This is a genomic window from Gluconobacter potus, assembly GCF_015244705.1.
In the GTDB taxonomy this organism is placed as follows: domain Bacteria; phylum Pseudomonadota; class Alphaproteobacteria; order Acetobacterales; family Acetobacteraceae; genus Gluconobacter; species Gluconobacter potus.
Map to the genome: position 1 here is coordinate 57,609 of NZ_JABCQF010000002.1, position 25,985 is coordinate 83,593.

At 62.2% G+C, this 25,985-nt stretch carries 22 protein-coding genes; 16 read left to right on the forward strand and 6 right to left on the reverse strand.

Annotated features, from left to right (window positions below; all coding sequences use genetic code 11):
- Positions 1 to 12 precede the first annotated feature (12 nt).
- The 7 genes from HKD31_RS04390 to HKD31_RS04420 all read left to right on the forward strand — a co-directional run bounded on the left by HKD31_RS04390 (position 13) and on the right by HKD31_RS04420 (position 10,379).
- Positions 13 to 489 carry a (2Fe-2S)-binding protein gene (locus HKD31_RS04390; RefSeq protein ID WP_194264409.1) on the forward strand — a complete coding sequence of 159 codons (477 nt, stop codon included), beginning with the start codon at positions 13 to 15 and terminating at the stop codon, positions 487 to 489.
- Complete coding sequence (locus HKD31_RS04395; protein WP_194264408.1) at positions 489 to 4,082, forward strand: molybdopterin cofactor-binding domain-containing protein; 3,594 nt, start codon at positions 489 to 491, stop codon at positions 4,080 to 4,082. The genes HKD31_RS04390 and HKD31_RS04395 overlap by 1 nt, the downstream gene beginning before the upstream one ends.
- 2 nt (positions 4,083 to 4,084) lie before the next feature.
- Positions 4,085 to 5,392 carry a solute carrier family 23 protein gene (locus HKD31_RS04400; RefSeq protein ID WP_194264407.1) on the forward strand — a complete coding sequence of 436 codons (1,308 nt, stop codon included), beginning with the start codon at positions 4,085 to 4,087 and terminating at the stop codon, positions 5,390 to 5,392.
- On the forward strand, positions 5,383 to 6,420 hold the full coding sequence (locus tag HKD31_RS04405; RefSeq protein ID WP_194264406.1) for a M29 family metallopeptidase: 1,038 nt from the start codon (positions 5,383 to 5,385) through the stop codon (positions 6,418 to 6,420). Before HKD31_RS04400 ends, HKD31_RS04405 begins: the two co-directional genes overlap by 10 nt.
- Complete coding sequence (locus HKD31_RS04410) at positions 6,420 to 7,055, forward strand: N-carbamoylsarcosine amidohydrolase (RefSeq protein ID WP_194264486.1); 636 nt, start codon at positions 6,420 to 6,422, stop codon at positions 7,053 to 7,055. Before HKD31_RS04405 ends, HKD31_RS04410 begins: the two co-directional genes overlap by 1 nt.
- A gap of 28 nt (positions 7,056 to 7,083) precedes the next feature.
- Positions 7,084 to 7,881, forward strand: a complete 798-nt coding sequence (locus tag HKD31_RS04415) for an alpha/beta fold hydrolase (RefSeq protein ID WP_194264405.1) — start codon at positions 7,084 to 7,086, stop codon at positions 7,879 to 7,881.
- A 65-nt stretch (positions 7,882 to 7,946) separates the two neighbouring features.
- Entirely contained in the window at positions 7,947 to 10,379 is a 2,433-nt protein-coding gene (locus HKD31_RS04420) for a TonB-dependent receptor (RefSeq protein WP_228120214.1), read from the forward strand.
- A gap of 565 nt (positions 10,380 to 10,944) precedes the next feature.
- Here the strand turns inward: HKD31_RS04420 and hydA are convergent.
- From hydA to HKD31_RS04450, 6 genes are read right to left on the reverse strand one after another with little or no spacing between them, the layout of a single operon-like run.
- Positions 10,945 to 12,333: a dihydropyrimidinase gene (gene hydA / locus HKD31_RS04425; RefSeq protein WP_194264404.1), complete on the reverse strand. Its 1,389-nt coding sequence runs from the start codon at positions 12,331 to 12,333 to the stop codon at positions 10,945 to 10,947.
- 31 nt (positions 12,334 to 12,364) lie between these two features.
- Positions 12,365 to 13,018 (reverse strand): GntR family transcriptional regulator, encoded by a 654-nt coding sequence (locus HKD31_RS04430; protein WP_228120216.1) that lies wholly within the window; start codon positions 13,016 to 13,018, stop codon positions 12,365 to 12,367.
- Positions 13,018 to 13,959, reverse strand: coding sequence for a dihydrodipicolinate synthase family protein (locus tag HKD31_RS04435; protein ID WP_194264403.1), 942 nt, complete (start codon positions 13,957 to 13,959; stop codon positions 13,018 to 13,020). The genes HKD31_RS04430 and HKD31_RS04435 overlap by 1 nt, the downstream gene beginning before the upstream one ends.
- Positions 13,956 to 15,110 (reverse strand): NAD(P)/FAD-dependent oxidoreductase, encoded by a 1,155-nt coding sequence (locus HKD31_RS04440; RefSeq protein ID WP_194264402.1) that lies wholly within the window; start codon positions 15,108 to 15,110, stop codon positions 13,956 to 13,958. Before HKD31_RS04440 ends, HKD31_RS04435 begins: the two co-directional genes overlap by 4 nt.
- Entirely contained in the window at positions 15,107 to 16,528 is a 1,422-nt protein-coding gene (locus HKD31_RS04445; protein WP_194264401.1) for an FAD/NAD(P)-dependent oxidoreductase, read from the reverse strand. Before HKD31_RS04445 ends, HKD31_RS04440 begins: the two co-directional genes overlap by 4 nt.
- Complete coding sequence (locus HKD31_RS04450; protein ID WP_080691930.1) at positions 16,515 to 16,766, reverse strand: (2Fe-2S)-binding protein; 252 nt, start codon at positions 16,764 to 16,766, stop codon at positions 16,515 to 16,517. Before HKD31_RS04450 ends, HKD31_RS04445 begins: the two co-directional genes overlap by 14 nt.
- A gap of 139 nt (positions 16,767 to 16,905) precedes the next feature.
- Here HKD31_RS04450 and HKD31_RS04455 point away from each other — a divergent pair, with 139 nt between their 5' ends.
- From HKD31_RS04455 to HKD31_RS04495, 9 genes are read left to right on the forward strand one after another with little or no spacing between them, the layout of a single operon-like run.
- Positions 16,906 to 17,706, forward strand: coding sequence for a transporter substrate-binding domain-containing protein (locus tag HKD31_RS04455; RefSeq protein WP_062494970.1), 801 nt, complete (start codon positions 16,906 to 16,908; stop codon positions 17,704 to 17,706).
- Positions 17,703 to 18,362: an amino acid ABC transporter permease gene (locus tag HKD31_RS04460; RefSeq protein ID WP_194264400.1), complete on the forward strand. Its 660-nt coding sequence runs from the start codon at positions 17,703 to 17,705 to the stop codon at positions 18,360 to 18,362. Before HKD31_RS04455 ends, HKD31_RS04460 begins: the two co-directional genes overlap by 4 nt.
- The gene (locus HKD31_RS04465; protein ID WP_194264399.1) at positions 18,359 to 19,012 is read left to right on the forward strand and encodes an amino acid ABC transporter permease; all 654 of its coding nucleotides are present in this window, start codon (positions 18,359 to 18,361) and stop codon (positions 19,010 to 19,012) included. The genes HKD31_RS04460 and HKD31_RS04465 overlap by 4 nt, the downstream gene beginning before the upstream one ends.
- Entirely contained in the window at positions 18,999 to 19,772 is a 774-nt protein-coding gene (locus tag HKD31_RS04470) for an amino acid ABC transporter ATP-binding protein (RefSeq protein WP_194264398.1), read from the forward strand. Before HKD31_RS04465 ends, HKD31_RS04470 begins: the two co-directional genes overlap by 14 nt.
- A gap of 14 nt (positions 19,773 to 19,786) precedes the next feature.
- On the forward strand, positions 19,787 to 20,677 hold the full coding sequence (locus tag HKD31_RS04475; RefSeq protein WP_194264397.1) for a dihydrodipicolinate synthase family protein: 891 nt from the start codon (positions 19,787 to 19,789) through the stop codon (positions 20,675 to 20,677).
- 1 nt (position 20,678) lies between these two features.
- The gene (locus HKD31_RS04480; protein ID WP_194264396.1) at positions 20,679 to 21,527 is read left to right on the forward strand and encodes a transporter substrate-binding domain-containing protein; all 849 of its coding nucleotides are present in this window, start codon (positions 20,679 to 20,681) and stop codon (positions 21,525 to 21,527) included.
- A gap of 40 nt (positions 21,528 to 21,567) precedes the next feature.
- Positions 21,568 to 22,299, forward strand: a complete 732-nt coding sequence (locus HKD31_RS04485) for an amino acid ABC transporter permease (protein ID WP_041111837.1) — start codon at positions 21,568 to 21,570, stop codon at positions 22,297 to 22,299.
- The gene (locus HKD31_RS04490) at positions 22,299 to 25,172 is read left to right on the forward strand and encodes an FAD-dependent oxidoreductase (RefSeq protein ID WP_194264395.1); all 2,874 of its coding nucleotides are present in this window, start codon (positions 22,299 to 22,301) and stop codon (positions 25,170 to 25,172) included. The genes HKD31_RS04485 and HKD31_RS04490 overlap by 1 nt, the downstream gene beginning before the upstream one ends.
- Positions 25,169 to 25,903, forward strand: coding sequence for an amino acid ABC transporter ATP-binding protein (locus HKD31_RS04495; RefSeq protein WP_194264394.1), 735 nt, complete (start codon positions 25,169 to 25,171; stop codon positions 25,901 to 25,903). Before HKD31_RS04490 ends, HKD31_RS04495 begins: the two co-directional genes overlap by 4 nt.
- Positions 25,904 to 25,985 lie beyond the last annotated feature (82 nt).

The window sequence follows — 25,985 nt, forward strand, 5'->3', positions numbered from 1 at the left end:
AAGAGGGACGCTATGACGGACAGCGTCTTTCTGAGGGTGAACGGGGAACGGCGCGAGGTTCACGCTGCCCCCGGCACACCACTTCTGACAGTGCTGCGCAATGATCTCGGTCTGAATGGTCCGAAATTCGGGTGCGGACTGGGAGAATGCGGAGCCTGTACCGTGCTGCTGGATGGCAGGGCCGCGCGGAGCTGTGTGGTCCGGGTCGAAACGGCCGCCGCCTGTGAGTCCGTCGTGACGCTGGAGGGGCTTTCTCCTGACGGGTCCGATCCGGTCCAACAGGCCTTCATCAAGGCACAGGCCGCGCAATGCGGATATTGTCTTAACGGAATGGTCATGACGGTGAAGGCGTTTCTGGATGTCGTGCCCGATCCTGACGAAGCGGCGCTGAGAGAGGCGCTGCGATATAATCTGTGCCGCTGTGGCACCCATGTCGAAATCATGAAGGCGGCCTGCATTGCGGCGGGTCTTGTGAAGGGAGACCCTTGATGGCGCAGGCCTCGCTCCCCACTGGTTCTCTCAGCATTTTTCGTCCCGCGCAGCCACCGAAAGGGCTGGCGGCACGGGGCGGGTTCATTCCCAAAGACGAAATTTTCCTGCGCATCACGGCTGATGATCAGGTCGTGGCGTTCTGCGGGCATGTGGATCTGGGAACGGGAATTGCGACGTCTCTGGCGCAGATCGTGGCGGAAGAGCTTGATGCACGTCCGGCACGGGTGCGGATGGTGCTGGGCCATACCGAGGACACGCCGGATCAGGGTGCAACGATTGCGAGCGAGACCATTCAGGTCACGGCCATTCCGCTGCGCCGGGCCGCAGCACAGGCGCGGCGTCTTCTCTTGGAACGTGCAGCGGAACTGACAGGCCGTGCGATCGGGACCATGACGCTGCGGGATGGCGAACTGGTCTGTGACCCGCCTTTGCCGAACCGGGTCTATCGCATCGGAGATCTGGTTGAGGACGTGGAACTGCGGGTTCTGCTGGATGATGCGGCGGCGGTGAAAAGCGCGTCCGAATATCGTCTGGTGGGGCGCAACATGCCGCGCGTGGATATTCCGGACAAGGTGACGGGCCGGGCAGTCTACGTGCATGACGTGCGTGTGGACGGGATGCTGCATGGGCGTGTCGTACGGCCGCCTTATGAAGGTTACGACCACGGGCCCTATGTCGGACGGGCGCTGCTTTCGGTCGATCGGGAGTCTGTGGCGCATCTGCCGGGTGTGGTGGATGTGGTCGTGGTCGGGGATTTCGTGGGTGTTGTGGCCGAGCGCGAAGAGCAGGCTGCGGCTGCCGCGCAGGCATTGCGGGTTGAATGGGCGCCTGTTGCGCTGCCGGATTTGACCGATCCGGCCGCGGCTGTACGGGACAATTCTTCGACACCGCGCGTCGTACTGGATCGAGGCACGCTTGAAGACGGTCTGGCAGGTGCGCAAACTGTTCTGGAACGGGAATATTTCTGGCCATACCAGATGCATGGTTCCATCGGTCCGTCCTGTTCGGTGGCGGACTGGCAGGATGGCAAGCTGAAAGTCTGGTCCGGGACGCAGAACCCGCACATGCTGCGCGCGGATCTGGCGTTGCTGATGGGTCTGTCCACGGCAGACATTCAGGTCATCCGGCACGAGGCGGCCGGATGCTACGGGCGCAACTGCGCAGACGACGTGGGCGGCGATGCGGCTCTGCTGTCGCGTGCGGTGGGGCGTCCGGTGCGGGTGCAGCTTTCGCGTGAGCAGGAGCATGTCTGGGAGCCGAAAGGCGCTGCCCAGCTCGTGCGGATACGGGGCGGGATTGATGCGTCCGGGCAGCCCGTCGCGTATGATCTGGACACCAGCTATCCGTCCAATGTCTCGCCGCTGCTCGCGCTGGTTCTGACCGGTGTTGTTCCGGCGGAAGTTCCGGCCGTGGCGCAGATGGGGGACCGGACGTCTGTTCCGCCCTATGATTATCCCAACGCGCGGGTGACGGTTCAGGACATGCCCCCGATTGCGCGGGCGTCCTGGTTCCGGGGGGTCTCGGCACTTCCGAACAGCTTTGCGCATGACAGCTATATCGACGAGTTGGCGGCAGAGGCCGGGGCTGATCCGCTGGAATACCGTCTGGAGCATTTGCCGGACCAGCGGGCCTGCGAGCTTCTTAAGGCGACGGCGGATCGGGCTGGATGGACCTATCGGGCCGGCCCAGTCAAAGTTGATCCGCAGGAACGCGTGCTGAAGGGCCGCGGACTGGCCTATGCGCAGTATGTGCATGGGACGTTTCCGGGAACAGCGGCGGCGTGGTCGGCCTGGGTTGCGGATGTCGAAGTCGATCGTCAGTCCGGTGTGGTGAGTGTCACGCGGGCGGTGGTCGGGCAGGATGCGGGCATGATGGTGAACCCGGCCGGGGTGCGCCATCAGCTTCAGGGCAATGTCATCCAGTCCACGAGCCGCATCCTGCGCGAAGAGGTGCAGTTCGACGACAAGGGCGTGGAGAGCAGGGACTGGGGCGGCTATCCGATCCTGACCTTCCCGGAGCTTCCGGCGATCGAACCCGTTCTGATGGACCGGCAGGACCAGCCGCCTCTGGGAGCGGGGGAGTCCGCGTCAGTGCCAAGTGCGGCGGCGATTGCCAATGCGCTTTATGCCGCAACGGGCGTGCGCTTTCGGGACGTGCCGTTTACGCCGGAAAAGGTGAAGGCGCGGCTGGATGAGGCGCTGGGTCCGCTGACGGCGGAAGCGGTGCGGCCACTGGCGGCGCTGGGCGTGTCTGGGCCGGAAATGCGTCCGGCGATGGCACGGACGACGCTGGGCGCGAAGCTGCGCCGTGGGGCGTTTGCAGCGGCTTTTGCGACGGTGGGCGGTCTGATGGCGACGGTCATGCCATGGCGATCGGCGATTGCGCCGGTCTCACCGCCGGAGGCCGGGCTGTTTTCCGACGCCGCGATTGCGCGAGGCGAGAAGGTTGCGGCCGCGGGAGATTGTGCGGTCTGCCATACGGTACCGGGTGGAGTGACGAATGCGGGGGCGTTCCCGTTGGAGACGCCGTTCGGGATCATCTATTCCACCAATCTCACGCCGGATGTGGAGACCGGGCTTGGAGCCTGGTCCTACGAAGCGTTCGAGCGGGCGATGCGTCATGGCATCAGCCGGGACGGGCGGCATCTCTATCCGGCGTTTCCCTATCCGGCGTTTGCGAAGACGAGCGATGCGGATCTGCGGGATCTGTATGCCTATCTGATGTCGCAGAAACCGGTGCGCAACGCGGTGCCGAAGACGGCGCTGAAGTTCCCGTACAACATGCGTTTTTCGATGGCCGGGTGGAATATGCTGTTCCATGACCCCGAGCCGTTCACGCCCGATCCGGCACAGTCCGAACAGTGGAACCGCGGCGCCTATCTGGCGGAAGGGTTGGGGCACTGCTCGGCCTGTCATACGCCACGCAATGCGCTGGGGGCCGAGCGCTGGAAGAATGCGTATCTGGGCGGGGGAGAGGCAGAAGGCTGGACGGCACCTGCGCTGAGCACGCTGTCGCAGTCTCCGCTGCCCTGGAGCGAGAACGATCTGTACGCCTATCTGCGGACGGGGTTCAGCCCAGCGCATGGTCCAGCGGGAGGGCCGATGGCGCCGGTTGTTCATTCCATGGCGTCCCTGCCTGATGCGGATGTGCGGGCGATTGCGCATTACATCGCGTCCTTTGATCGCAGGAACGCCATCGAAGGTGTGGCGTCGCGTCGGGATGCGGTTCTGGAGCAGGCGCGCGGGCTGCAGGCGCTGGACCGGGGCGAAGGCTCGCGGATCTATAACGGGAGTTGCGCAAGCTGCCATGAAGGTGAGGGCGCGCATCTGTTCGGCGCGCGTCCGCAGCTTGCGCTCAACAGCAATATCCAGGCGGACAGCCCGGATAATCTTGTTCATGTCATTCTCAAGGGGGTGTCGGAGCCAGCCTATGTGCAGGCGACCACCATGCCAGGGTTCGGGGAGATCCTGTCTGATCGGCAGATTGCGGAACTTGTTGCGTATCTGCGGCGGACCATGGCACCGGGTCGGCCCGAATGGACGGAACTGGAGGCGCATGTGGCCCGGATCCGTGCGCAGGGAGGACACTGAGAATGGGTGAACGCTGGCTTCCGGTCTGGCGCCGGGCACAACGGACGGACATGATCGCGCCCGATGAGCATCCGGGCGTGGGGCAGACCATTCTCCTTGGCGGCCAGCATGTCCTTGCGATGACGGGATCGACCGTGGTGGGACCGCTGCTGATGGGGTTTGACCCCAATGTGGCGATCCTGTGCTCGGGGCTGGGAACGATCCTGTTCTTCCTCATCACCGGCGGACGCATTCCGAGCTATCTGGGATCGAGCTTTTCCTTCATTGCACTCGTCGTGGCGCTGACCGGATATTCCGGACACGGTCCGAACCCCGATATTGCACTGGCCTGTGGCGGGATTTTCGTGGCAGGCGTGGTGTATGCGCTGATCGGGGTTCTGGTACGGATTACGGGATCGGGGTGGATCGAACGCCTCATGCCACCGTCCGTCACCGGGGCGATTGGCGCAGCGATCGGGCTCAATCTGGCGCCTGTGGCGTCGCGAGGGCTCGGGCATGGTGGGGCGGGCACGGCCTGCGGCATTTTTGCGCTGCTGTGTACGGCTCTGCTGGCGGTCTATGGCGGGCCTTATCTGCGGCGGCTGTCGATCCTGCTGTCCCTGATTGCCTCCACGCTTTTGTATGTCTTGGTGGCGAATGTTCTGCACCTGGCGCCGGCCATGGATTTTTCCGAAGTTTTGACCGCCCCACTGATCGGAATGCCGCATCTGACGGCGCCGCGCTTTACCGGCCATGCGGCGATCCTTCTGGCCCCTGTCGCGCTGGTTCTGGTGGCGGAAAACCTCGGGCATCTCAAGGCGATCGGCGCCATGACAGGGCGGCCGCTGGATCATCTGACGGGACGGGCGTTTCTGGGGGACGGGCTGGCGACGATGCTGGCAGCCAGTCTCGGCGGTACGGGCGTGACCACCTATGTCGAGAATATCGGCGTTATGGCGCTGTCGCGGGTCTATTCGACGCTGACTTTCGGGGTGGCCGGAATTTTCGCCATTCTGCTGGGTTTTTCGCCGTTCTTCGGGGCGTTGCTGCGGGCCATTCCGGAGCCTGTGCTCAGTGGCCTCTCGGTCGGGCTGTTTGGTCTGATCGCGGCGACGATGGTGCGCGTCTGGGTGGATAACCGCGTGGATTTCTCCCGCGCCTCAACGCTGTTTCCTGTTGGTGTGGCCCTCGTGGCCGGGGCGGGAGACCTTACTTTCACAATCGGTGGTGTGACGCTGGGCGGCATTGCGACCGCCACGATCGCCGCCATCGGCCTCAACCAGATCCTCAAGGCAGGATCGGAGTCCAAGGAGCCACCTTCATGCCCGTAAGTGATTTTGAACTGGTGCAGGCCTGGCGACAGGTGCTGACGCTGTGTCGTCTGGAAGCGGGGCAGACCGTGACATTGCTGACGTCGCTGGGCAGCAATGAGCAGACCCTGCGCTGTGCGGTTCTGGCCGTGCGGGAAAAGGGAGCGATTGCGAACCGGCTGGATCTTCAGCCGACGAACGGGGCGCTGTCCTTCTCGCGGGATCCGCTGGCCTTTGTCGGGACGACGCCGCTGACGAACAACCGGGCGGCGGTCGAGATGCTCAAGGCCAGCGATCTGGTGCTGGATCTGATGACGCTGCTGTTCTCGGCCGAACAGCATGAAATCCTTGCAGCGGGTGGCCGTATCCTGCTGGCCGTGGAGCCGCCGGAGGTTCTGGTGCGGATGACGCCCACGATGGAAGACCGCGAGCGCGTTCTGGCGGCCTCGAAAAAGCTTCAGGCGGCGAAGGTCATGCGGGTGACGTCAGCAGCAGGGACGGATGCGTCCTTTGCGCTGGGCGATTATCCGATGCTCGAAGAATATGGCTTTGTGGATGCGCCGGGACGCTGGGATCACTGGCCGAGCGGTTTTCTGGCGACATGGTCCAATGAGGGCTCGGCGGAAGGGAAGATCGTTCTGGCGCCGGGAGACATTCTCCTGCCGCAGAAATCCTACGTGACGGCACCCATCACCTGCCACCTTGAGAAAGGCTTTGTCCGGGCGATCGAGGGCGGCTACGAGGCCGATCACCTGCGGGACTACATGGAAAGTTTCAACGATCCGGAAGTCTATGCGGTGTCGCATATCGGCTGGGGGATGCAGGATCGGGCGCACTGGTCGGTCATGGGGTTCTATGACCGCGAAGCCAGCATCGGCATGGATCCGCGCGCCTGTTCGGGAAACTTCCTGTGGTCCACGGGGCCGAATAACGAGGCGGGCGGCACGCGCGATACGGCGTGCCATATCGATATTCCGATGCGGGGCTGCACGGTCACGCTTGATGATGTGCCAGTCGTGAAAGACGGCAGGCTTGTGGAGAACGCATGATGAGCACGCAGGATAACCGCGACGAGGACCGCTACAAAAAGCAGGGTTTCGGAAACGAAATGGGTATGACGGGGCGCATCGCGCTGTTGATTGTCGATTTCGTCAACGGATTTGCCGATCCGGAAGCCTTTGGTGGCGGCAATATTCCCGAAGCGATCGAGCGGACGAAAACGCTGCTGGCAACGGCGCGGCGTCTGGGCTGGAAGGTGGCGCATACGCGGATCGTGTTCGCGGATGATGGCGCGGATGCGAACGTTTTCTCGCTGAAGGTGCCGACGATGCTGGGGCTGACGGAGACCAATCCGGCCTCTGCCATCGTGGACGAACTGGCGCCGGAGCCCGGCGAATATGTGGTCCGCAAGACGGTTCCGTCTGCGTTTGCGGGCACGCCGCTGGCCTCCTGGCTGGTGACGCACGGGGTGCAGACCGTTGTTGTGGCCGGCTGTGTGACGTCCGGCTGTGTGCGGGCGAGCGTGCTGGATGCGATGCAGTACGGCTTCCGTCCGGTGATCGTCTCCGACTGCGTGGGCGACCGGGCCATCGGGCCGCATGAGGCCAACCTGTTCGACATGGCGCAGAAATGCGGGGACGTCATGGACCTCGACACCCTGCTGTCCCGCCTTCCCAACGCCTGATATCACGATTTTTCAGAAGGATCACGTCATGACCCAGACACGTCTGCTTTATGGTGCAAATGTTCATGCCAATGGCATCCGGCAGCATTATCTGCGCTATGGCGGCAAGGGTGCGCCGCTGGTGCTGGTGCCCGGCATTACGAGCCCGGCCATCACCTGGGGGTTCGTCGCGGACCGTCTGGCCGAGACGCATGATGTCTATGTGCTGGATGTGCGCGGGCGTGGCCTGTCTTCGACGGGGCCGGACCTGGATTATGATCTCGATACCTATGCGGCGGATGTCCGCGGCTTCATTGACGCGCTGGGCCTGAAGGATGTGGTCCTGATGGGGCATTCCATGGGCGCGCGCATTGCGATCCGTGCGGCGCGGCAGAATGATGCCGGGCTGGCACATCTGGCGCTGATCGATCCTCCCGTCAGTGGTCCCGGACGTCGGGCCTATCCTGCCAAACTGGACTGGTACACGGAATCAATCCGTCTGGCGCGCAGGGGCATGAGCGGGGCGGAGATGAAGCGATTCTGCCCGACATGGACGGACGAGCAATGCACGTTGCGGGCGCAGTGGCTCCATACCTGTGATGAACTGGCGACCCGGATCACGTTCGAGAAGTTCCACACCGAAGATATCCATCAGGATCTGCCTCATCTCAAAACGCCTGCCATTCTTGTTATCGCAACGCGGGGTGGCGTGATCCAGAAGGAGGATGTTGAAGAAATCCTGCAGCTCAATCCTGCGATAGCCATCACATATGTTCCGGATGCGGGACATATGATTCCCTGGGACAATTTCGACGGTTTCTTCGAGGCGCTTCAGGGCCGCTACTGACTTTCAGGACCGAATTTCCGCCCCGCTACAGGACGTGCCTGTAAGCCAGATGAGGTAGACTGCATATGTGTAAACGACCCGGCTCCCTGCACCTCGCCTTCTCCGTGACGACGATGCTGTCGGCCGCCTTTTCTTCGTCCGCCATGGCGGCCACCAGGCATTCGTCCGTGGTGCACAGAGCAGCTCCCGCTGCACATAAAAACATGCCCCGTGCGGCAGTTCCGAAGCATCGGCATACCGGGCCATATGTAAGCAAAAGCGCGGAAAACATGGCGGTTGTGGCCCGTCATCCGCCGCGCGGGACAGTCGAGACGGTCAGCCAGAAAATGCTGGCGGAAGCACCGGCCGGTACCAACCCGATGAAGGTGATCTCACAGCTTCCGGGCATTGTGTTCCAGTCGGGCGATGCACAGGGGCTCGACACATGGAGTGCGCAGATCTTCATGCATGGCTTCCAGCAGCAGGAAATCGGCATGACGCTCGACGGGATGCCGCTCGGGGAGATGACATACCGGAACTATAACGGTCTGAACCCGATCATGGCGATTTCGTCGGAGAACGTAGCGCGCATCGATGTGTCGCAGTCGGCCGGGGCGGAAAGCATGGCGGCGAGCAACAATCTGGGGGGCGGGCTGAGCTATGTCTCGATGACGCCGTCGGACAAGATGGGTGGTACGGCTTCGGCGGGTTTCGGCAGTTACAGCACCTACCATACATTCCTGCGCTTCGAGAGCGGCAAGCTCAATTCCAGCGGAACGAAGTTCTATACGTCCTATATGCGCAACGACAGCGGAATGTGGAAGGGCTATGGCGAGCAGTTCATGCAGCAGGTGAACGCCAAACTCGTTCAGCCAATCGGCCATGACAGCTCGATTTCAGCGTTCTTTGACTGGAGCGACCTGCACCAGAACACCTATCCGGATGTCTCGCCGCAGATCATCAACCGGGTGGGCTATGGTCTGTCGAGTTACGAGAACGGCAGCAATTCTGGCTATATCGCGGCTGTGAACGCGGCGAACGGGACCTATCCTGGGAAAGTCGGGACGCTCGATGATCCGGCGGACGCGGCGTATTACGATGGCAGCACGAATACGGTCGATACGTTTGGTGGCATCAAGGCCGATCTGCGCCTGACTGACCGTCTGACATGGAACACGACGGCCTACGGGCATGGCGAGCGCAACCAGACCTCCTGGGCGACTCCCTATTATCCATCGCCGACGGGATCGCCGGTCAGTGAACTGATGAAAGAGCCGGAAATCCGGCGTTTTGGCATCGTCTCGGCACTGCATTACGATATCGCGCGCAATCATATCGGCGCAGGTGTCTGGTACGAGAACAACAGCTACATGTCGCCCATGAACGCCTATGCGCAGCCGGCGGTCGTGAATGGCGTGGTGCAGGGTAAGGTGCACGATCCGCTGACCCAGTGGCGCGATCCGTTCGCCCAGATCTTCAACCAGAACTACAACACCAACACGTTCACGGCCTTTGTGCAGGACACGTATAACGTGCTGCCGAACTTGGCCCTGCATTTCGGCTTCAAGTCCCTGCTGAGCACGACGCGTGTTGGCGACGGCTATCTGAACCAGGACTATTATGGCGCTGGTGCTGCGGTTACGAGCGGGGAAAGCCTGACGGTGGCCAAGCCGTTCCTGCCGCATATCAGCGCGGACTGGCATTTCCTGAAGGATCACGAACTGTATTTCGATATTTCGGAAAACGCCCGGACCTATGCGGAATCCGGCTACAAGTTGTCGAACTCGCCGTTTGCAGTGTCCCAGACGGCGTATGACGACACGAAATCCTCGATCCGTCCCGAGACGGCCTGGACCTACGCGATCGGCTATCGCTACACGGGCAAACTTGTCGCCGCGACGGTTTATGCGTATCGGACGAACTACAACAACCGCCTGCAGCAGATCACGGAAGGGCCGGTCGTCAACCCGATCTCGGCCGTCTCGAATGTGGGTGGTGTGACGATGAACGGTGTAGATGCGGGTCTGACACTGATGCCGTTCCGCGGTTTCGCTCTGACCAACTCCATCAGCTACAACCATGGCGTCTATGACCAGAACCTTGTCAGCGGCTCCACGGTCTACGCAACGAAAGGCCAGCAGATCGTCAATTATCCACGCTTCATGTACAAGGGGCGCGTGTCTTACGAATGGCATGGCATGACGGCCTATGCCGATGGAAGCTACACGGGCACGCGCAATTACAGCTACACGGGAGACGTCAAAAGCCCCGGTTACTGGCTGACGAATGTGGGCGTGCAGTACAGCTTCGGGAACATGAAGAAGTACAATCGCTATCTGGGCGCCATCAAAAACCTGACGGTCGCGTTCAACGGCTCCAACCTGACGAACAAGCGCTATATTTCCACGATGGGGCAAAACGGCAATCCGGCGGATATCGCCTCGGGCGCGCTGACGGATCAGTCCATGCAGATCGGAGCACCCCGGATGTTCTTCGGCAGCGTACGGGCGGACTTCTAGGACAAAAAGCCCGTGGCGTATGCCGCGGGCTTTTTTGCTGTCAGGCGGGTTTCTCAGGCGCGGATGATGCTCAGTCCAGCCGCACGGAAGGCCGGACGAAGGTCTCGACCCAGTCGGAGTAAAAGGACATCAGCCCCCGGTAATAGCCAAACAGTTCGATCTTCTGGCTTTACTCAGGTACGGCGAAGGCATCATAGAATTCTCTCAGAGCCAAGGTTTTAAGGTATTCATGTCTGCTTGCCGATCGTAGTTGATCAATTGAGTAATTTTGCGAATATTGGAGCAGAGATAACGGACACCGAGCCATTATATAATAGGATCACGAAACCGCATGCAGGTTGCTGTTTTCTATGGTTGTGCCCCGCAGCCATCTTCAACGAACCCTCACACAACGCCCCAGAGCCAGCGCTCGGGGCGTTTTTTGCTTTCGGGAGAGAGGAGAGAAAACAGGGCGGTAAAATACTCTTCCCTTCAGCAGAATATGTTTTCTACGAAGCCCTGCTTCTCCGGTTTAAAGAGGGGGTAGCAAGGATCAGCGATATATACTTACAGAGAGTTGGTTTTTTTATTTCTCTCGCGCCTTAAGAAACTGACCAGAGCCCGGCGGAGCGACCAGCTTGCCATCATCCATGGCTAACTTGCCTCTCTGGTAGACTTTTACAGGCCATCCCTGGACGGATCGACCTTCATAGGGTGTGTAATCGATATTGCTCTGGAAGAGGCTGTTGGTAATCGTCACGGATTTTTTCGGGTCCCAGAGGACGAGATCTGCGTCGGAGCCTGGAGCAATGGTGCCTTTTTGCGGATAGAGGCCATATCGTTGGGCGGGGGTCGTCGCTGTCAGCCGAACGAAGTCTGTCAGGTCGATTTTTCCGCTATTGATGGCCGCGTCATAGAAAACGGGCAGTCTCGTTCCTAGGCCGGGCATACCATTGGGGATCAGAGAGAAATCCGCGTCCCGACCGTGCCGTCCCTTGCCGACGGAGCCGTCGAATGTATAGCCACAATGGTCCGAGGAAATAATGCTGATCACGCCACTGCGGATATACTGCCACATGCCTTCCTGAGCCGCTTTTGTGCGCAGGGGAGGGCTGCAGATATATTTCGTGCCTTCGAAGCCATCCCGCTTGAGGTCTTCTTCCGTCAGGGTGAGGTAGTGCGGGCAGGTTTCCGCCACGACCTTCACGCCACGCGACTGGGCGCGGCCGATTTCTTCGGCGACTTCGGGGCAGGAAACGTGGAAGATCTGGATTTTCTGGTGGGTCAACTCGCTCATCGTCATGGCGCGATAAGTAGCCTCGCGCTCAACACAGGGCGGCCGTGATGTGACATGGCCATGCGGCTCGGTGCGGCCTTCGGCCAGATGCTTGAGGATCAGGTGGCGGATGGCGTCATAGTTCTCGCAGTGTACGGAGACGAGGATATCGCTTTTGTGTGCGGCTTCCAGAACCTGCAGGAACTGGCCGTCAGAGAGGTGAAAATCGTCATAGGTCATGAAGACCTTCAGGCCCGCGGCACCTCTTTCGGCCACGACGGGAATTTCATCACGGATGGTCTGTTCGTCGGTCCGGGTGATGATCTGGTGGATGGCGAAATCGATGCGGGAATTGGCGCCTTTCCTGCGATAGGCGTCAAACTGCTCTACGAGGCCACGACCCGGAACGTGGGAAGCAAAACAGACGACCGTAGTGGTGCCGCCCAGCAGGGCCGAGCCGGTGGCGGAAACGAAATCGTCTTCGTGGATCGTCCCGTCGGCTTCTTCCTGTTCGATATGACAGTGGCCGTCGATTCCGCCCGGCAGGACGAGCAGGCCGGTTGCATCAATGGTTTCATGGCCTTTCAGATCGAAACCGATATCGACGATCTTTGAGCCGTTTATTCCAATATCGGCAATATATTTATCCGTTGCGGTCACGATCATGCCGTTGCGGATAACGATGTCAAAAGTCGTCATGACGGGTTCTCCTGAAATATGGGGAAGCTGTTCAGCCGCCCCTGAGAATGTCCATGCAGTCGGTTGCGACATTGCGCAGATGCATGACCATGGCTTCGCGGGCGCCGGTGCTGTCACCGTCGAGCAGGGCGTCCAGAATGGCCAGATGTTCCCGTGTGGATGCAGGAACACGGCCGAGGGGGTAGGTGACCTCGCACAGGCGGGTCAGAGTCCGCAGTTCGTTGATGGAGCGCAGAAGGACCGAGTTGCCCGAGACTTTCGGGAACATCAGATGCAGCCTGTCATCGAGCTGCCACTGGGCGGCAGTCTGTTCCGGCGTTTCGCCGAGCTCGATGACCTCCTGGCGAAGGTTTTCCAGCATGCTGCGATCAAGTCTGTCGAAAGACAGGTTGATGGCTTCGCTTTCGAGGATCTCGCGGATGTGAATGCCCTGGAAGAACTCGGTGGCCGAGACATTCCGGACTGCAAACGAACGCGACCCCTGCTTGACCAGAAGATCCTCGGCGGCGAGTCGCATCAGGGCTTCGCGGACTGGGGTCCGTGAGATGTCCAGATGATCGGCCAGACGGCCTTCCACAACGGACATGCCGCTCGGAAGCTCTTTCTCGAGAATCATGCGCCGGATCTGCGTGTAGGCCAGTTCCGCAAGATTTAATTCGCGTTCGGCCACCATGTAATCGCTCATTATGGTCCTTCCAGAGTCATTGCGTCCTGCAATGCGGCTGACAGTTCCTGCCATTCTTCTGGAGCGATGATATCAGAAGCCTTGCGGGTACGGCAGGAGGGCCATTTGCCCTGCATGACCAGGCAGGCTTTCAGGCGCAGGGTTGCGCGTCCCGACGGCGCACGGCCGTAGATCAGATTGGCCAGTGGCTGGATGACGTCATGGACCTGGCGGGCGGCCGGGAGGTCATTGTTTTCCATCGCGCGCCACAGCTTTGCGAGCGAGACGGGCAGGATAGCGGCGAGACTGACGAGACTGCCCGTCGTTCCGATGGCGAAGCAGGGCAGGAGATGTTCATCCCCCGAAGCCATGACGTCCACATGCGGTGCGACGCGGGCGGCGAGCCTGCGATGTTTGTCATAGGCGTTGGTTTCCCAGCTGCCTTCCTTGATGGCGACGATACCGGGGAGCCTGAGCAGGCTTTCCAGGATCGGAAGGGAATAGGCCATGCCGCCGCTGCCGACTGACGACTGATACAGCATGATCGGGGCGTCTACGGCCTCACAGATGGCGGCATGATGGGCGATGATGGCATCATGGTCCTGCGAGACGGCCCATGAGAAAGGCGGAAACACGAGCAGGGCGTCGGCTCCCGCCTCGACGGCATCCCGGCCGTGCAGGCAGGCTTCGTCGAGGTCTTCGGACAGGATGCCCGAAACGATGATGCGGTCCTCGCCAATGGTTTCGGCCGCCAGTTCCACGACGCGCCGCTTTTCCGCACGCGTCAGCAGATGGTTCTCGCCCGCATGACCGTTGCACAGGATGCCCACGATGCCTTCGGGACGGGTGCAGTCCAGAAGATGCTGTCTGAACCGGGGCTCATCAAGCGTCCCGTTTTCCAGAAAGGGGACCAGCGTTGCGGCATAGACACCCCGGAACGGCGTGGGGGATGCTGGGATCATGACTGTGGTCCAGTGGCTGCGGGGGTGGAAAAGCGGGTGGGGTCGAAGGCGCTCAGGTCCGGGTTGCCGCCCAGGATCCGCTCGGCGAGCAGTCGGCCCATATACGGGCCGCTCGTAAAGCCGGAATGGACGCAGCCGACGACAAAGGCATCATCATCGGGCGTCAGCGCGCCGATCAGGGGCATGGCGTCCGGCGTTTCGGATTCGAGGCCGAGCCAGACGCGCAGGACCTGCGCTTCGTCGAGACGCGGGACGACATACTGGGCCAGACGGACATTGCCGCGCAGGTTTTCGGGAATGACGCGGGTGCCGCCCTGATTGATGTTGCCTTCGCCCTGCCAGCCGCCGCCGATCAGCACGCTGCCATTGGCGAACTGCTTGAGGGACAGCAGGCCATTGGCAATACTCAGGACACTTCCCATGACGGGAGGAAGCGTCTCCGTGACGACGAGCTGGTTGATGAGGCAGCGGATCGGAATGGTGTATCCAAGCCACCCCAGCATTTTCTCGAGCCATGCTCCGGTGCTGAGTACGATCCTGCGGCCATGCACGGGCTGGGTACGATTGGAAACCCGGACGTCATAGCCACCGCCAGTGGCGGGGGTAATGGTCTCGACCGGACTGTTTTCGATGATCGTGACGCCGGCCTGCCGGAGCGCACGAGCATAGGCTCCCCCGACGCGATAGGTCGGAATATGGCCGTCCAGTGCGCAATAGGCAGCGGCGCGGAGGGTCGGATTCACGCCCGGTTCGATCCGGACGGCTTCTTCGGGAGAGACCACCTTGATGGGGGCTCCCATGTCCTGCCTGACCCGTGCACGCTGGCGCAGAAGCTCTTCTTCGGCTTCGGTGAAGGCCATCGAAAGCCCTGGTGTCGCCAGGGCTCCCACGTCTTCCCCAAGCCAGCTGGCGCTGTCGAGCCACATTTCACGGCCGCGGATGGCATGGGGAATGAGCTGGGCGCGGGTCATGTGCAGGGTCAGGGTGCCTGCATTGACGCCGGATGCGGCCCGGAACATGTCCTGCCTGTCGACCAGCGCCACCTTCTGGCCGCCGCGCGCGAGGAAAAGCGCGGTTGTGGCGCCCATGACACCGGCACCCACGATGACCGTGTCAAAGACGTCCGGTCTGGTCTGCAGGGTTGGGGTCATAGCGGGGCTGCCTTCGGAAGGGGAATGTCGGAATAGGCGAAGGTCCCGGTCACGGCTGTGAGGGGGAGGGGGAAGAAGGGCATCCGGTCCGTGAAACTGCCCGCTTCTTCGGGAGTGTTGCCACAGGCTGCCGTCAGCAGGCCCCGGGCGCTGTCCTCGCACATCCGACCCTGACAGGGGCCCATGCCGCAGCGTGTCCAGGCCTTGAGCTGGTTCAGGTCTTCGGCTCCGGCCTCGATGGCGGAGCGCAGGGTCGCGGCCTTCACCCGCTCACAGCGGCAGACGATTGTCTCGTCCTGAAGATGGGCCGGGATGACACTCCCGGCGTTCATCAGGGGAAGCATCCGGCGGGAGACGGCTTCGAGACGGCGAAGCCGCCGCAGGGGTGCACGTGTCAGGGTTTCGTAGGTTCGGGCGGAGATCACCCTCCGGTCCTGGGCAATGGCATGGGCCGTGATCAGGCCCCGCAGACGGGCCACGGCCATGCCCCGGATGCCGGCGGCGTCGCCCGTGACGTAAAGATCGGAGCGGCTGGTACGGCCTGCGACATCCGTAACGGGTTCGAGATAACCGCCAACGTGATCATGACGGTGCTGGACACCGGCCGTGCGTGTGATGAGGGTGGAAGGCTTGAGCCCATATCCGCAGGCCGCGGCCTCGGCAGCATAGACGTGGCGGCGTTCAGGGTGGTCCATTTCGCTGACGGTCAGGAGAAGGCCGGTTTCCGTTTCCTGCGCTGCCGAAATATTGGCGCGGTGGTGGATCGGAATGCCAGCTTGCTGGAGGCGCAGCATCCAGCTGGTGGCCTGCGTCAGACGGGCGGGATCCAGAGACAGCATGGCGCCGAGACGGAGCCAGTCGGAGCGGTGACCTGCATCCACGATGGCGGCGACCTTGCCGCCCAGTTCAAGCACCTGATGGGCGACCGAGAACAGGAGTGGCCCCGACCCCGCCACTACGACGGTCTGGCCGGGCAGGGTGCCGCCGTTGCGCATCAGGATGCTGGCGCCGGCGAGCCCGGTGATGCGCGGCGTGGTCCAGCCCTGGAACGGAAGGAAGCGCTCGGTGGCACCATTGGCGACGACGACGGTCGACGGGGGAAGCTGATCGATACCGTCCGGCCCGATCAGGTCGAGGGTCAGGGTGGGGGACAGGCCCCAGACGCGGGTGGAAAACCGGACATCCACCGGGGATGCGGCCAGTTTCTGACGCAGGGCATCGCCGCCGGAAAACTCGTGATTGGGGGGAACCGTCTGGCGGGCATAGGGTGAGGGCGCGCGGAAGATCTGACCGCCCGCAGCCGGCTGTTCGTCAATCAGGGTGACGGGAAAGCCGTGCCGGGCGAGCGCGATGGCGGATGTCGCACCGGCGATGCCTCCACCGATGACGGTAACGGGGGAGAAATCAGGACTGGACATAGGGCGTGACGGTCATGTTCGGGAGGACGGGAGCCTTGCAGGCATAGGCGACGGCGCCGTCGATGCGGACGCGGCATTCCTGGCAGCTTCCCATGAAGCAGAAGGCGCCGCGTGGTGTGCCATCGACGCCGGACTGGCCGAGTTCCGTGATTCCGGCGCGCCTGAGGGCCGCTGCAACCGGTTCTCCCTCAATGCCTTCGATGGCCTGGCTCAGGAAGGTGAAGGTGACGGATTGCATCTTGTTTCCTATCGGGATCGGTCCGGAGAAGAAATTTCTTTTAAAGGGTTTTCTATCGTATACAGAACGTATATCTGAATTAGATCAGTGATCGGGCAACCGCAACCCCAAAGTCGCACAGCATGCAGGGAAACCTTTCTTGAGAGCGAATTGGAACAGTCTGTTGCTGGGGTTCTGCGCTGTTTCCGGTGCCCTGTGGGGTGGGGGAGCAGGGGCGAGGGACAGCGCCGCCATCCGGGCGAGCGGGCACATCAATATTGGTGTGGAGCCCGGGCTGCCTCCGCTTGGGGAATATGACGATCATAACGAACTCGTGGGATATGATGTCGATATCGGCCGGGAGATTGCCCGGGGCATGGGTGTTGAGCCGCGTTTCGTGACGCTCTCGTCCAGCGGACGCATTCCCTATCTGATGGCCGGGAAGGTCGACATCGTTCTCGGCGGCCTGACGCTCACGCCCGGTCGTGCGGAGGTTATTGCGTTTTCGCGGCCGCTTTATTCCGAACAGTTTGCGGTCATCACACCCGAGGATCGGGGCATTACCTCCTTCACGGATCTTGAATCGGGCGCGCATCGTTTGATCGAGGTGCGGGGCTCAACGGCGGTTGCCTATTTGCAGCAACGCGTTCCCAAGGCGCCGATGCTGCTTCTGGAGAGTTATGCCGATGCCATCCGTGCGCTGGCGCAGGGGCGCGGCGATGCGATGGTGGATGTCATTGAATATGTCGGCCATTACCTGCCGTCACAGCCGCAGGTTCACTGGCGGATCATTCGGGGATTCGCGCCCCCCGTAGGGGATGACTGCATTGGGATGACGCGGCAGGACGTGGCCCTGCGCGCGGATGTGAACCGTATTCTCGACGCGATGGAGCATGACAGGCGTCTGGAGCAGATCCATCGCCGGTGGTTCGACCCGGCTGTGGCGGAACGCGCGCCATGACGGGGCTGGATTTCCGTCCCGTTTTTGCGCGGTTGCCGTTCCTTCTGGGCGGTGTCGGTGTGACGGTCCTGATTGCGGGGCTGGCCTTCGTGTTCGGCCTGTTGCTGGCGGTCGGGCTGGCGGTTGTGCGTTTTGAAAATCAGGGGGGCTGGCGTAGGCTCAGTCGCAGCTACAGCACGGCCCTGACCAACACGCCGCAGCTCTCGCAGATTTTCGCGGTTTTCTACTGTCTGCCGCTGATGGGGCTGATGGTCTCACCGTTTCTGTCGGTCGTGATCGGAATGACGCTCAATGCGGCGGCCTATCTGGCGGATATCCTTGGGGCTGGCATGGCGCGGGTGCCGCCGGTCTATCATGAGGTTGCGCTGACGCTGGGGCTGAACCGGCGTCAGACCTATCTGCGGGTGATCCTGCCCTATGCGGGGCGCACGATGTTTCCGGCGCTGGCCAACCATTTCCAGATCATGATCCTGGGCAGCGCGATGGCGTCCATTTTCGGCGTCGAGGATCTGACGGGCCGGGCTTACGATATCGGATCGACAACGTTCCGGATCCTTGAGGTCATGCTCGTGACGGGCGGTCTGTATGCCGTGCTGTCCTTTGCCCTGACCGGCGTATTTGCTCTGTGCCGTCGGACGATGGAGCGGATAGTATGATCGCGTTTTCGCATTATGACATCGCGCTTCTGCTGCAGGCGATGGGCCGGACGGTCGAGCTGTCGCTGGGCGGCGGTCTTCTCGGGATTGCCGGGGCGATCCTCCTGACGGCGCTGCGGCTGTCGGACCTGCGTTACATGTTTCCGCTGCGGATGCTGGCAGTGCTGTATGTGCAGACCATCCGTCGCATTCCGTTCATCGTGACGCTGTATATCGTCTTTTTCTGTGCGGGCATGATGGGTGTGGACGTGTCGGCCACCGTGGTGGCGATCGGCTCCATCGGGCTGATTGCCGCGGCCTATCTCTGCGAGATCCTGCATGGCGGCGTGAAGACGGTTCCGGTGGAACAGGTCGAGGCGGCGCTGGTGCTGAACCTGCCGCTCTGGGCGCGGTGGCGCTACGTGATCGGCCCGCAGGCGCTGTCCGCCATCGTGCCGCCCGCGGTGGGATACCTGGTTCTGTTCATCAAGGACACGGCGCTGGCCTCGCAGATCGGGGTTGTGGAGCTGAGTCAGGCGGGAGTGATCCTGTCCAACCGCGGGCTGCCCTCGGTGCAGGTCTTCTGCGTGGTGCTGCTGCTTTATTTCGCCATTTCCTATCCGCTGACCTGCCTGAGCCGCCTGCTGGAGAAACGTATTGCCGTACATTGATGTCCGCGACGTCGGCGTCCGCCACGGGAAAAACGAGACCCTGCGTCATGCCGGGTTCGAGGCCGAGCGCGGAGAGATCGTGAGTTTCATCGGGCCGTCGGGCTCGGGCAAGACCACGTTCCTGCGCACGCTGATCGGGCTTCAGCCGGTCTGGCAGGGGCAGATGGGCGTTGACGGGAGGATCGTGGACATGGCCGCTCCGGCCTCGGCACGTATCCTGCGGGAGCAGGCGGCGATCGTGTTCCAGCAATACGGGCTGTTCGGTCACATGTCGGTTCTGCGGAACCTGACGCTGGCGCCGACGGTCGTGGCGAAGCGCTCGCGCCGGAATGCCGAGCATGAGGCCCGGGCGCTGCTGGAGCGGCTGGGTCTGGCGAACAAGGCCGACATGCTGCCTGCCGACCTGTCAGGCGGCCAGAAGCAGCGTGTGGCGATTGCGCGCGCGCTCATGCTTCGGCCTTCGCTTCTTCTGCTGGATGAGCCGACATCGGCGCTCGATCCGCACAAGGTGCGCGATGTCGGTGTGCTGCTGCGCGATCTGGCGCAGGACGGCATGACGATCGTTCAGGTTTCCCACGCGATGAATGTCGTTTCATCGCTGTCCGACAGGATTGTCCTTCTGGAGGATGGTCAGGTCAGGGCTGTCGGAAAGGGTCGTGGATGTGCGGCGCAGCAGCCGGATATCGCGGCGTTCATGAATACCCATGGCGGTGATGCCGCAGCGGATCCAGCCGGCTTGCGGCCGGACCCGGAACATTGAGGAAGGAAAGACCCATGAAGTTTCGTGGAACATATACCGTCATGATCACGCCGTATGACAGCGAAGGGCGCGTTGACGTCCAGGGGCTACGGCGCTTTACCGACTGGCAGATCGCGCAGGGTATCGCGGGCCTCATCCCGCTGGGGTCCACCGGCGAGTTCCTGTCGCTGACGGATGATGAACGCACGCTCGTTGCGCAGACGGTCATCGAGCAGGCGGCGGGGCGTGTTCCGGTCTTCATCGGGACGGGCGCCGAGAATACCTATGACGTGATCCGCTACAGCCAGGAAGCCGAGAAGCTCGGGGCGGATGGCGTGATGATCATTCCGCCGTTCTATTCCACGCCGACGGATGATGAACTGTTCGTCCATTATCGCCGGATTTCGGATGCGATCGGCCTGCCGATCATGCTCTACAACAACCCGGCCACAGCGAATGTGGATATGAAGCCGGAACTCGTGGCGAGGCTGTCCCATATCGACAACTGCTGCCTGATCAAGGAATCCACGATGGATGTGACCCGCGTGCGGGACATCATCCGGCTTTGCGGGGACCGGCTCTCGGTTTTCGGCGGGATCATGGGCTTTGAAAGCTTCCTCGAAGGGGCGATCGGCTGGGTAGCTGTTGCGTCCAATGTGGCGCCGCATGTCATGAGCGAGATTTTCAATCTCTGTGACGATTACAAGGATATCGGCAAGGCCCGCGAGATGTATTTTCGCCATGTCCCGCTGATCCAGTTTGTGGGCGGTCAGGGCTATGTCTCGGGGACGAAAGCCCTGCTGAAGCATATGGGCTTCGATGTGGGTGGTCCGCGCGCGCCGCGTCTGCCACTGCCGGCTGAGGATGATGCACGGGCGCTTCAGATCGTCCGGGATCTGGACCTGCGGTTCGAAGAAAGCGCCTGATATGGGGGGCAGCCCTGTATCCTGTCTGATCCGGGGGGCGGGGCTGCTCTGCGCAGCCCTGGCGTTCGGAGCGCAGGCTGCGCCATGCCCGGAGGCAGTCAGCGGGCTGATTTCCTCCGGGCATCTGGTCATGGCGACCAATCCGACTCTGCCGCCCCTGCAATATGTGACGGTGGACGGACAGATCGCCGGGATGCGGATCGAACTCGGAAGCGAGATCGCCCGCAGGCTCTGCCTGACGCCGGTCACGCTCTCGACGTCCTTTGCGCAGCTCACGCTCGGGTTGCTTGAAAAGCGGTGGGACGTCATCAATACGGGGATGTTCTACACCGCCCAGCGGGCGCGGCTGATGGAAATGATCCCGTACGAAATCCAGGCGATCAGCGTTTCCCTGAATGATGATTCCGCGTTGCATCCTGCCAGGCTCGAGGATCTGTCAGGATCTTCGATCGGGGTCGAGATGGGCGGGATCGAGGAGCATCACGCCCGGGAGGCCGATAAGGCGCTTCGGGACGCCGGGCGTCCGGGCTTCGATATCAAGACTTTCCAGAACGTGGGCATCGCCTTTGCCGCCCTGCGGGCGCGGCAGGTGACGGCCGTGTTCTCCATAGACGCGGTGGCACGGCGCAATGCGCTTCAGGGCGGCGTGAGGCCGGTTCTGAAGGGGCTGTATCCCACCCCCGTTGCCCTGGCGCTGCGGGATCCGGCTCTGGCGCAGCGACTGGCGGATGTTCTGGAAAACATGCGTGAGGACGGAACGCTGGAGCGCCTCATGGCGCCTTATGGCGTCTCGCCCTTTCCCGGACGGATCACGGTCTCAGGGCCGTCCCATCCGTCCGACACACCCTGATACGACACACTGATTCGACACACGAGCACGGGGCATCGACATGCAGATCTGGAGCTGGCACGGCTTCTTCACCTATCTCGGCAGCCCCTATATTTTCCGCGGGGCGCTCATCACGGTCTACATGACGGCCGTCTCAATGGTGATGGGGTTCCTGCTGGGCCTGCTGATTGCCGTCATGAAACGCTCGCAGCGTCGTCTGCTCTCCTGGCCAGCGCGGTTCTATGTCTGGTTTTTCCGGGGCACGCCGTTGCTGGTCCAACTGGTCGTGATCTATGCCGGACTGCCGAAGCTGGATATCCGGCTGAGCGTGATGGCGTGTTCGATCATCGGGCTGACGCTGAACGAGGCGGCGTATCTGGCGGAAATCATCCGTGCAGGTCTCAATGCCGTGCCAACCGGCCAGATCGCGGCGGCACGGGCGCTGGGTTTGAGCGAACGGCAGATCGCCTGGCGCATCGCGTTTCCGCAGGCGTTCCGGCTCATCATCCCGCCGCTGGGCAATTCGGTGAACGGACTGCTCAAGACGACCAGCGTGACGTCAGTCATTTCCATGGAAGAACTGATGCAGCGCAGCCAGATCCTGGTGCAGGACCAGTTCATGGTTCTGGAGCTGTTTTCCGTGGCGGCCCTGTATTACCTGCTGATGACGACGGCCTGGGATTTTCTGCAGCGGCGGATCGAACATTATGCGGAGCGTCCCTATCGTCGTCAGCAGCAGTCCGCGGCAGTTGATCCTATCGAACTGCCTGTCACGACGCAGGACGCACGCTGATGTCGGATCATCTGAGTTTCACGTTCAATGACAGTCCTGTCTCTGCGCAAGCCGGCCAGACCCTGACGGCAGCTTTGATGGCTGCGGGCCGGATCGTGCATCGTACAGCTCCGGACGGGTCAGGGCGCGGGCCGTTCTGTGGGATCGGGGCCTGTCAGGACTGCCTACTGGAAGTGGACGGGCAGATGTCGCGCCGGGGCTGCATGACGCCGGTGCGGGACGGCATGCGGGTCCGGAGCAATGACCGTCTCCCGGATGCGGCTGTTTCAGCGCCCCTGTCGCAGGGTGAGGAGCGGCTGGCTGAGCATGTCTGCGAGGTTCTGGTGGTGGGCGCCGGGCCGGCGGGACTGGTGGCCGCGACGGAGCTGGCACGGGGCGGTGTGGACGTTTTTGTCGTGGATGAGCGTCACATTCCGGGCGGCCAGTATTTCAAGCAGAACGCCGTACATCCGGAGCAGCAGGACGATCAGGCGCGCAAGGGGCGGCACCTGATTGATGCCATGCGGACCAGTGGTGCACGTCTGTGGCATGACACGCTCGTATGGTGCGCCCATCGCGAGGACGGCACGCTCGTCATCGGGGGGCTGCGGGATGGCGAGGCGTTCTATATCCGCACGCAGCACATCATCGTGGCTACCGGCGCGCAGGAAACGCCCGCTCCGCGTCCGGGCTGGACGCTGCCGGGCGTCATCACGACGGGAGCGGGACAGACGCTGCTGCGGGCCTATGAAACCGTCTCTCCGGGCCGGGTCATTATTGCCGGAAATGGGCCGCTCAATCTTCAGCTCGCAGCGGAACTCGTCGGTCGTGGGGCCGATGTGGCGGCTGTTGTGGAGTCAGGGCCTGCGCCCGTGAAACGGCCCGTCCTGGCCGGGCAGCTCTCTGCGGCCGCGCCACGTCTCGCACTTGCCGGGATGCGGCATCTCTGGACGCTGCGCCGGGCAGGTGTGCCCGTGTTGTGGGAGAGCGTCGTGACACGGATCGAGGGCTCGGGGCGTGTCGAACGTGTGACGGTGAAGCAAGCCGGAGCAGAAGCGCGCTCGATTGAGGTCCAGACGGTTTGTCTTGGCGACGGGTTTGTCCCGGCCAGCGAGTTGCCGCGTCTTCTGGGCTGTCAGCAGGACGTCCGGGACTGGCCCGTAACCCACCCCGAAACAGGACGGCATCCCGACGGGCGGACCGATCAGGCGGATGTGTCCGTTATCGGCGAAGCGGGGCGTTTTGGCGGTGCTTTTCTGGCGCAGGCCCAGGGCAGGCTGTGCGCGGCGCGACTGCTGGAGCGTTCCGGAAAGATGCTGCCCCCCGGTCTGGACCGCAGCCGGCGGATGTATCGCGACAATGCACGTTTTCAGGCCCTTCTGTGGAAACTCTATCAGCCGGTTGTGCCGCTTCCGGTGCCGGAGGATACCACCATCCTGTGCCGGTGCGAATGTGTGACGACCGGGACTGTCAGGGCACGGGTGGCCGAGGACGGGATTGCGGATCTGGCGGCTCTCAAACGCGCAACACGTGCCGGGATGGGGCGCTGTCAGGGGCGGTTCTGTCAGGCATCGCTGATGAAGGTCCTGCCTGAGCCGAAAAGCGAGAAGGACTTTACGGCGCCCCAGATTCCGCTTCGTCCGGTGCCGGTGGCGGCACTGGCGCGGCAGAAGCCGGAATGGCGGGGACATGTCCGGGTTCCCATTCCGTCGGGTCTGGGACAGGCCGTGCAATCGGCTTCTGGCACCGCTGAGACCGTGGATGTCGTGGTCGTGGGCGGGGGGATTGTCGGGCTTTTTGCGGCGCTCTTCCTTGCGGAGGCCGGGAAGAGCGTCGTGGTGCTGGAACGCGGGCGTGCCGGGGCGCTGGCCTCGGGGGGCAATGCGGGCAGTCTGCATGCCCAGCTCATGGCGTTCGATGCCAGTGCGGATACGGATGGCCCGTCGATGCCCGCGCGGACGCTGGCTCTGCAGCGGGAATCCATCCGCATGTGGGAGGCGCTGCGTGGGACGTTCGACCGGGATCTGGAAATCAAGGTCTGTGGTGGCCTGGTCGTGGCGGAAACTGAATCCGACATGGAGCGTCTGCGCAGCAAGGTTGCGGTCGAGCAGTCTCTTGGCGTTGATGCGCGGATCCTGGATCCGGGTGAACTACACGGGATCGAGCCAAACCTGAAACAAGGCTTTCTGGGAGGGGCGTATTGTTCCGAGGAAGGCAAGATCAATCCCATGGCAGCAACGCAGGCCGTCCTCGCCCGGGCGCGTCAGGCGGGTGTGCGGGTTGAGGAACTGACGGCACTCTCCGCAATCGAGCGCGATGGAAGCCGGTTCCGCGTCAGTGCGGGGGCGGCAAGCTGGTCGGTCGGGGCGGTGGTGAATGCTGCCGGGGCCTATGCGGGAGAGGTTGCGGAGCTGGTCGGCAGGCGTCTGCCGGTCTTTGGGGCGCCGTTGCAGATGATCGTGACCGAGCCTGTGGCTCCGCTGGTCTTTTCGCTTCTGGCACATGCCAGCCGTCACCTGACGCTCAAACAGGCAGCAAACGGCTCCCTGCTGATTGGCGGGGGGTGGAGCGCCGGGCTGGATCCGGTGCATGGCCATCCGCGTCCGCTGCGGGAGAATCTGGAAGGGAATCTCTGGGTTGCCCAGAGGCTCATTCCGGCTCTGGGCGCGGTGAATGTCGTCAGGAGCTGGGCTGCGATGAACATCGATATCGATGGTGCTCCGATCCTTGGGGAAAGCCCCGATGTTCCCGGATTCTTCACGGCCGTAACGGCCAATGGTGTCACGCTCGCGCCGGCCATGGGGCGGCATGTCGCGGATATGGTTCTGCGCCGTTCCGAACGTCCCGATCTGGAGATCTTTTCTCCTGCACGTTTTTATGGAGATCCGTCATGATCACGCTGGACAATGTGGCGAAATCATATGGCGCCTTTCAGGTGCTCAAAGGCTGTTCGGCGGAAATCGGGAGGGGAGAAGTGGTCGTTGTCTGCGGGCCGTCAGGCTCGGGCAAGTCCACGCTCATCAAGTGCATCAATGCGCTGGAGACGTTCGAAGGCGGCCAGATCTGGGTCGATGGCATGGCCGTGCGGTCTGCACAGACTGATCATTCGGCGCTGCGGGCGAAAGCGGGGATGGTGTTCCAGAGCTTCGAGCTGTTTTCCCATCTGAGCATTCTGGACAACATCATGCTGGCACCACGTCTGGTCCAGAAGCGTGCGAAGGACGAGATCCGCGAGCATGCGAAAACCCTTCTGCGCCGGGTCGGGCTGGAGAGCCATGCGGACAAGTATCCGATCGCGCTTTCCGGTGGGCAGCAGCAGCGTGCGGCGATTGCCCGTGCTCTGGCGATGAAGCCGGATGTGATGCTGTTCGATGAGCCGACATCGGCGCTTGATCCCGAGATGGTGCAGGAAGTTCTTCAGGTCATGACGGAACTGGCCCGTGAGGGCATGACCATGATGTGCGTGACCCATGAGATGGGATTCGCCCGGCAGGTGGCAACGCGGATTCTGTTCGTGGATGCGGGCGAGATTGTTGATGACTGTCCGGCAGCGGACTTTTTCGCGGGTCGCTGCTCGGTGCGGGCCCAGGCTTTTCTGCGGTTTGAGGCCGATCATCCCGGATAGGAAATTTTTTTTGCAGTTCGGACAACATTCCGCTTCGAGATCGAATTCAGTTCGTATACAAAGAGAATATGAACTGAAGACG

Bases quoted from the DNA above. Each gene is read 5' to 3' on its own strand.
- HKD31_RS04410 (WP_194264486.1), top strand. From the start codon at position 6,420: ATGAGCACGCAGGATAACCGCGACGAGGACCGCTACAAAAAGCAGGGT.
- HKD31_RS04400 (WP_194264407.1), top strand. From the start codon at position 4,085: ATGGGTGAACGCTGGCTTCCGGTCTGGCGCCGGGCACAACGGACGGAC.
- HKD31_RS04460 (WP_194264400.1), top strand. From the start codon at position 17,703: ATGACGGGGCTGGATTTCCGTCCCGTTTTTGCGCGGTTGCCGTTCCTT.
- HKD31_RS04415 (WP_194264405.1), top strand. From the start codon at position 7,084: ATGACCCAGACACGTCTGCTTTATGGTGCAAATGTTCATGCCAATGGC.
- HKD31_RS04480 (WP_194264396.1), top strand. From the start codon at position 20,679: ATGGGGGGCAGCCCTGTATCCTGTCTGATCCGGGGGGCGGGGCTGCTC.
- HKD31_RS04395 (WP_194264408.1), top strand. From the start codon at position 489: ATGGCGCAGGCCTCGCTCCCCACTGGTTCTCTCAGCATTTTTCGTCCC.
- HKD31_RS04420 (WP_228120214.1), top strand. From the start codon at position 7,947: ATGTGTAAACGACCCGGCTCCCTGCACCTCGCCTTCTCCGTGACGACG.
- HKD31_RS04405 (WP_194264406.1), top strand. From the start codon at position 5,383: ATGCCCGTAAGTGATTTTGAACTGGTGCAGGCCTGGCGACAGGTGCTG.
- HKD31_RS04445 (WP_194264401.1), bottom strand. From the start codon at position 16,528: ATGTCCAGTCCTGATTTCTCCCCCGTTACCGTCATCGGTGGAGGCATC.
- HKD31_RS04485 (WP_041111837.1), top strand. From the start codon at position 21,568: ATGCAGATCTGGAGCTGGCACGGCTTCTTCACCTATCTCGGCAGCCCC.
- HKD31_RS04475 (WP_194264397.1), top strand. From the start codon at position 19,787: ATGAAGTTTCGTGGAACATATACCGTCATGATCACGCCGTATGACAGC.
- HKD31_RS04440 (WP_194264402.1), bottom strand. From the start codon at position 15,110: ATGACCCCAACCCTGCAGACCAGACCGGACGTCTTTGACACGGTCATC.
- HKD31_RS04430 (WP_228120216.1), bottom strand. From the start codon at position 13,018: ATGAGCGATTACATGGTGGCCGAACGCGAATTAAATCTTGCGGAACTG.
- HKD31_RS04450 (WP_080691930.1), bottom strand. From the start codon at position 16,766: ATGCAATCCGTCACCTTCACCTTCCTGAGCCAGGCCATCGAAGGCATT.
- hydA (WP_194264404.1), bottom strand. From the start codon at position 12,333: ATGACGACTTTTGACATCGTTATCCGCAACGGCATGATCGTGACCGCA.
- HKD31_RS04435 (WP_194264403.1), bottom strand. From the start codon at position 13,959: ATGATCCCAGCATCCCCCACGCCGTTCCGGGGTGTCTATGCCGCAACG.
- HKD31_RS04390 (WP_194264409.1), top strand. From the start codon at position 13: ATGACGGACAGCGTCTTTCTGAGGGTGAACGGGGAACGGCGCGAGGTT.
- HKD31_RS04490 (WP_194264395.1), top strand. From the start codon at position 22,299: ATGTCGGATCATCTGAGTTTCACGTTCAATGACAGTCCTGTCTCTGCG.
- HKD31_RS04465 (WP_194264399.1), top strand. From the start codon at position 18,359: ATGATCGCGTTTTCGCATTATGACATCGCGCTTCTGCTGCAGGCGATG.
- HKD31_RS04495 (WP_194264394.1), top strand. From the start codon at position 25,169: ATGATCACGCTGGACAATGTGGCGAAATCATATGGCGCCTTTCAGGTG.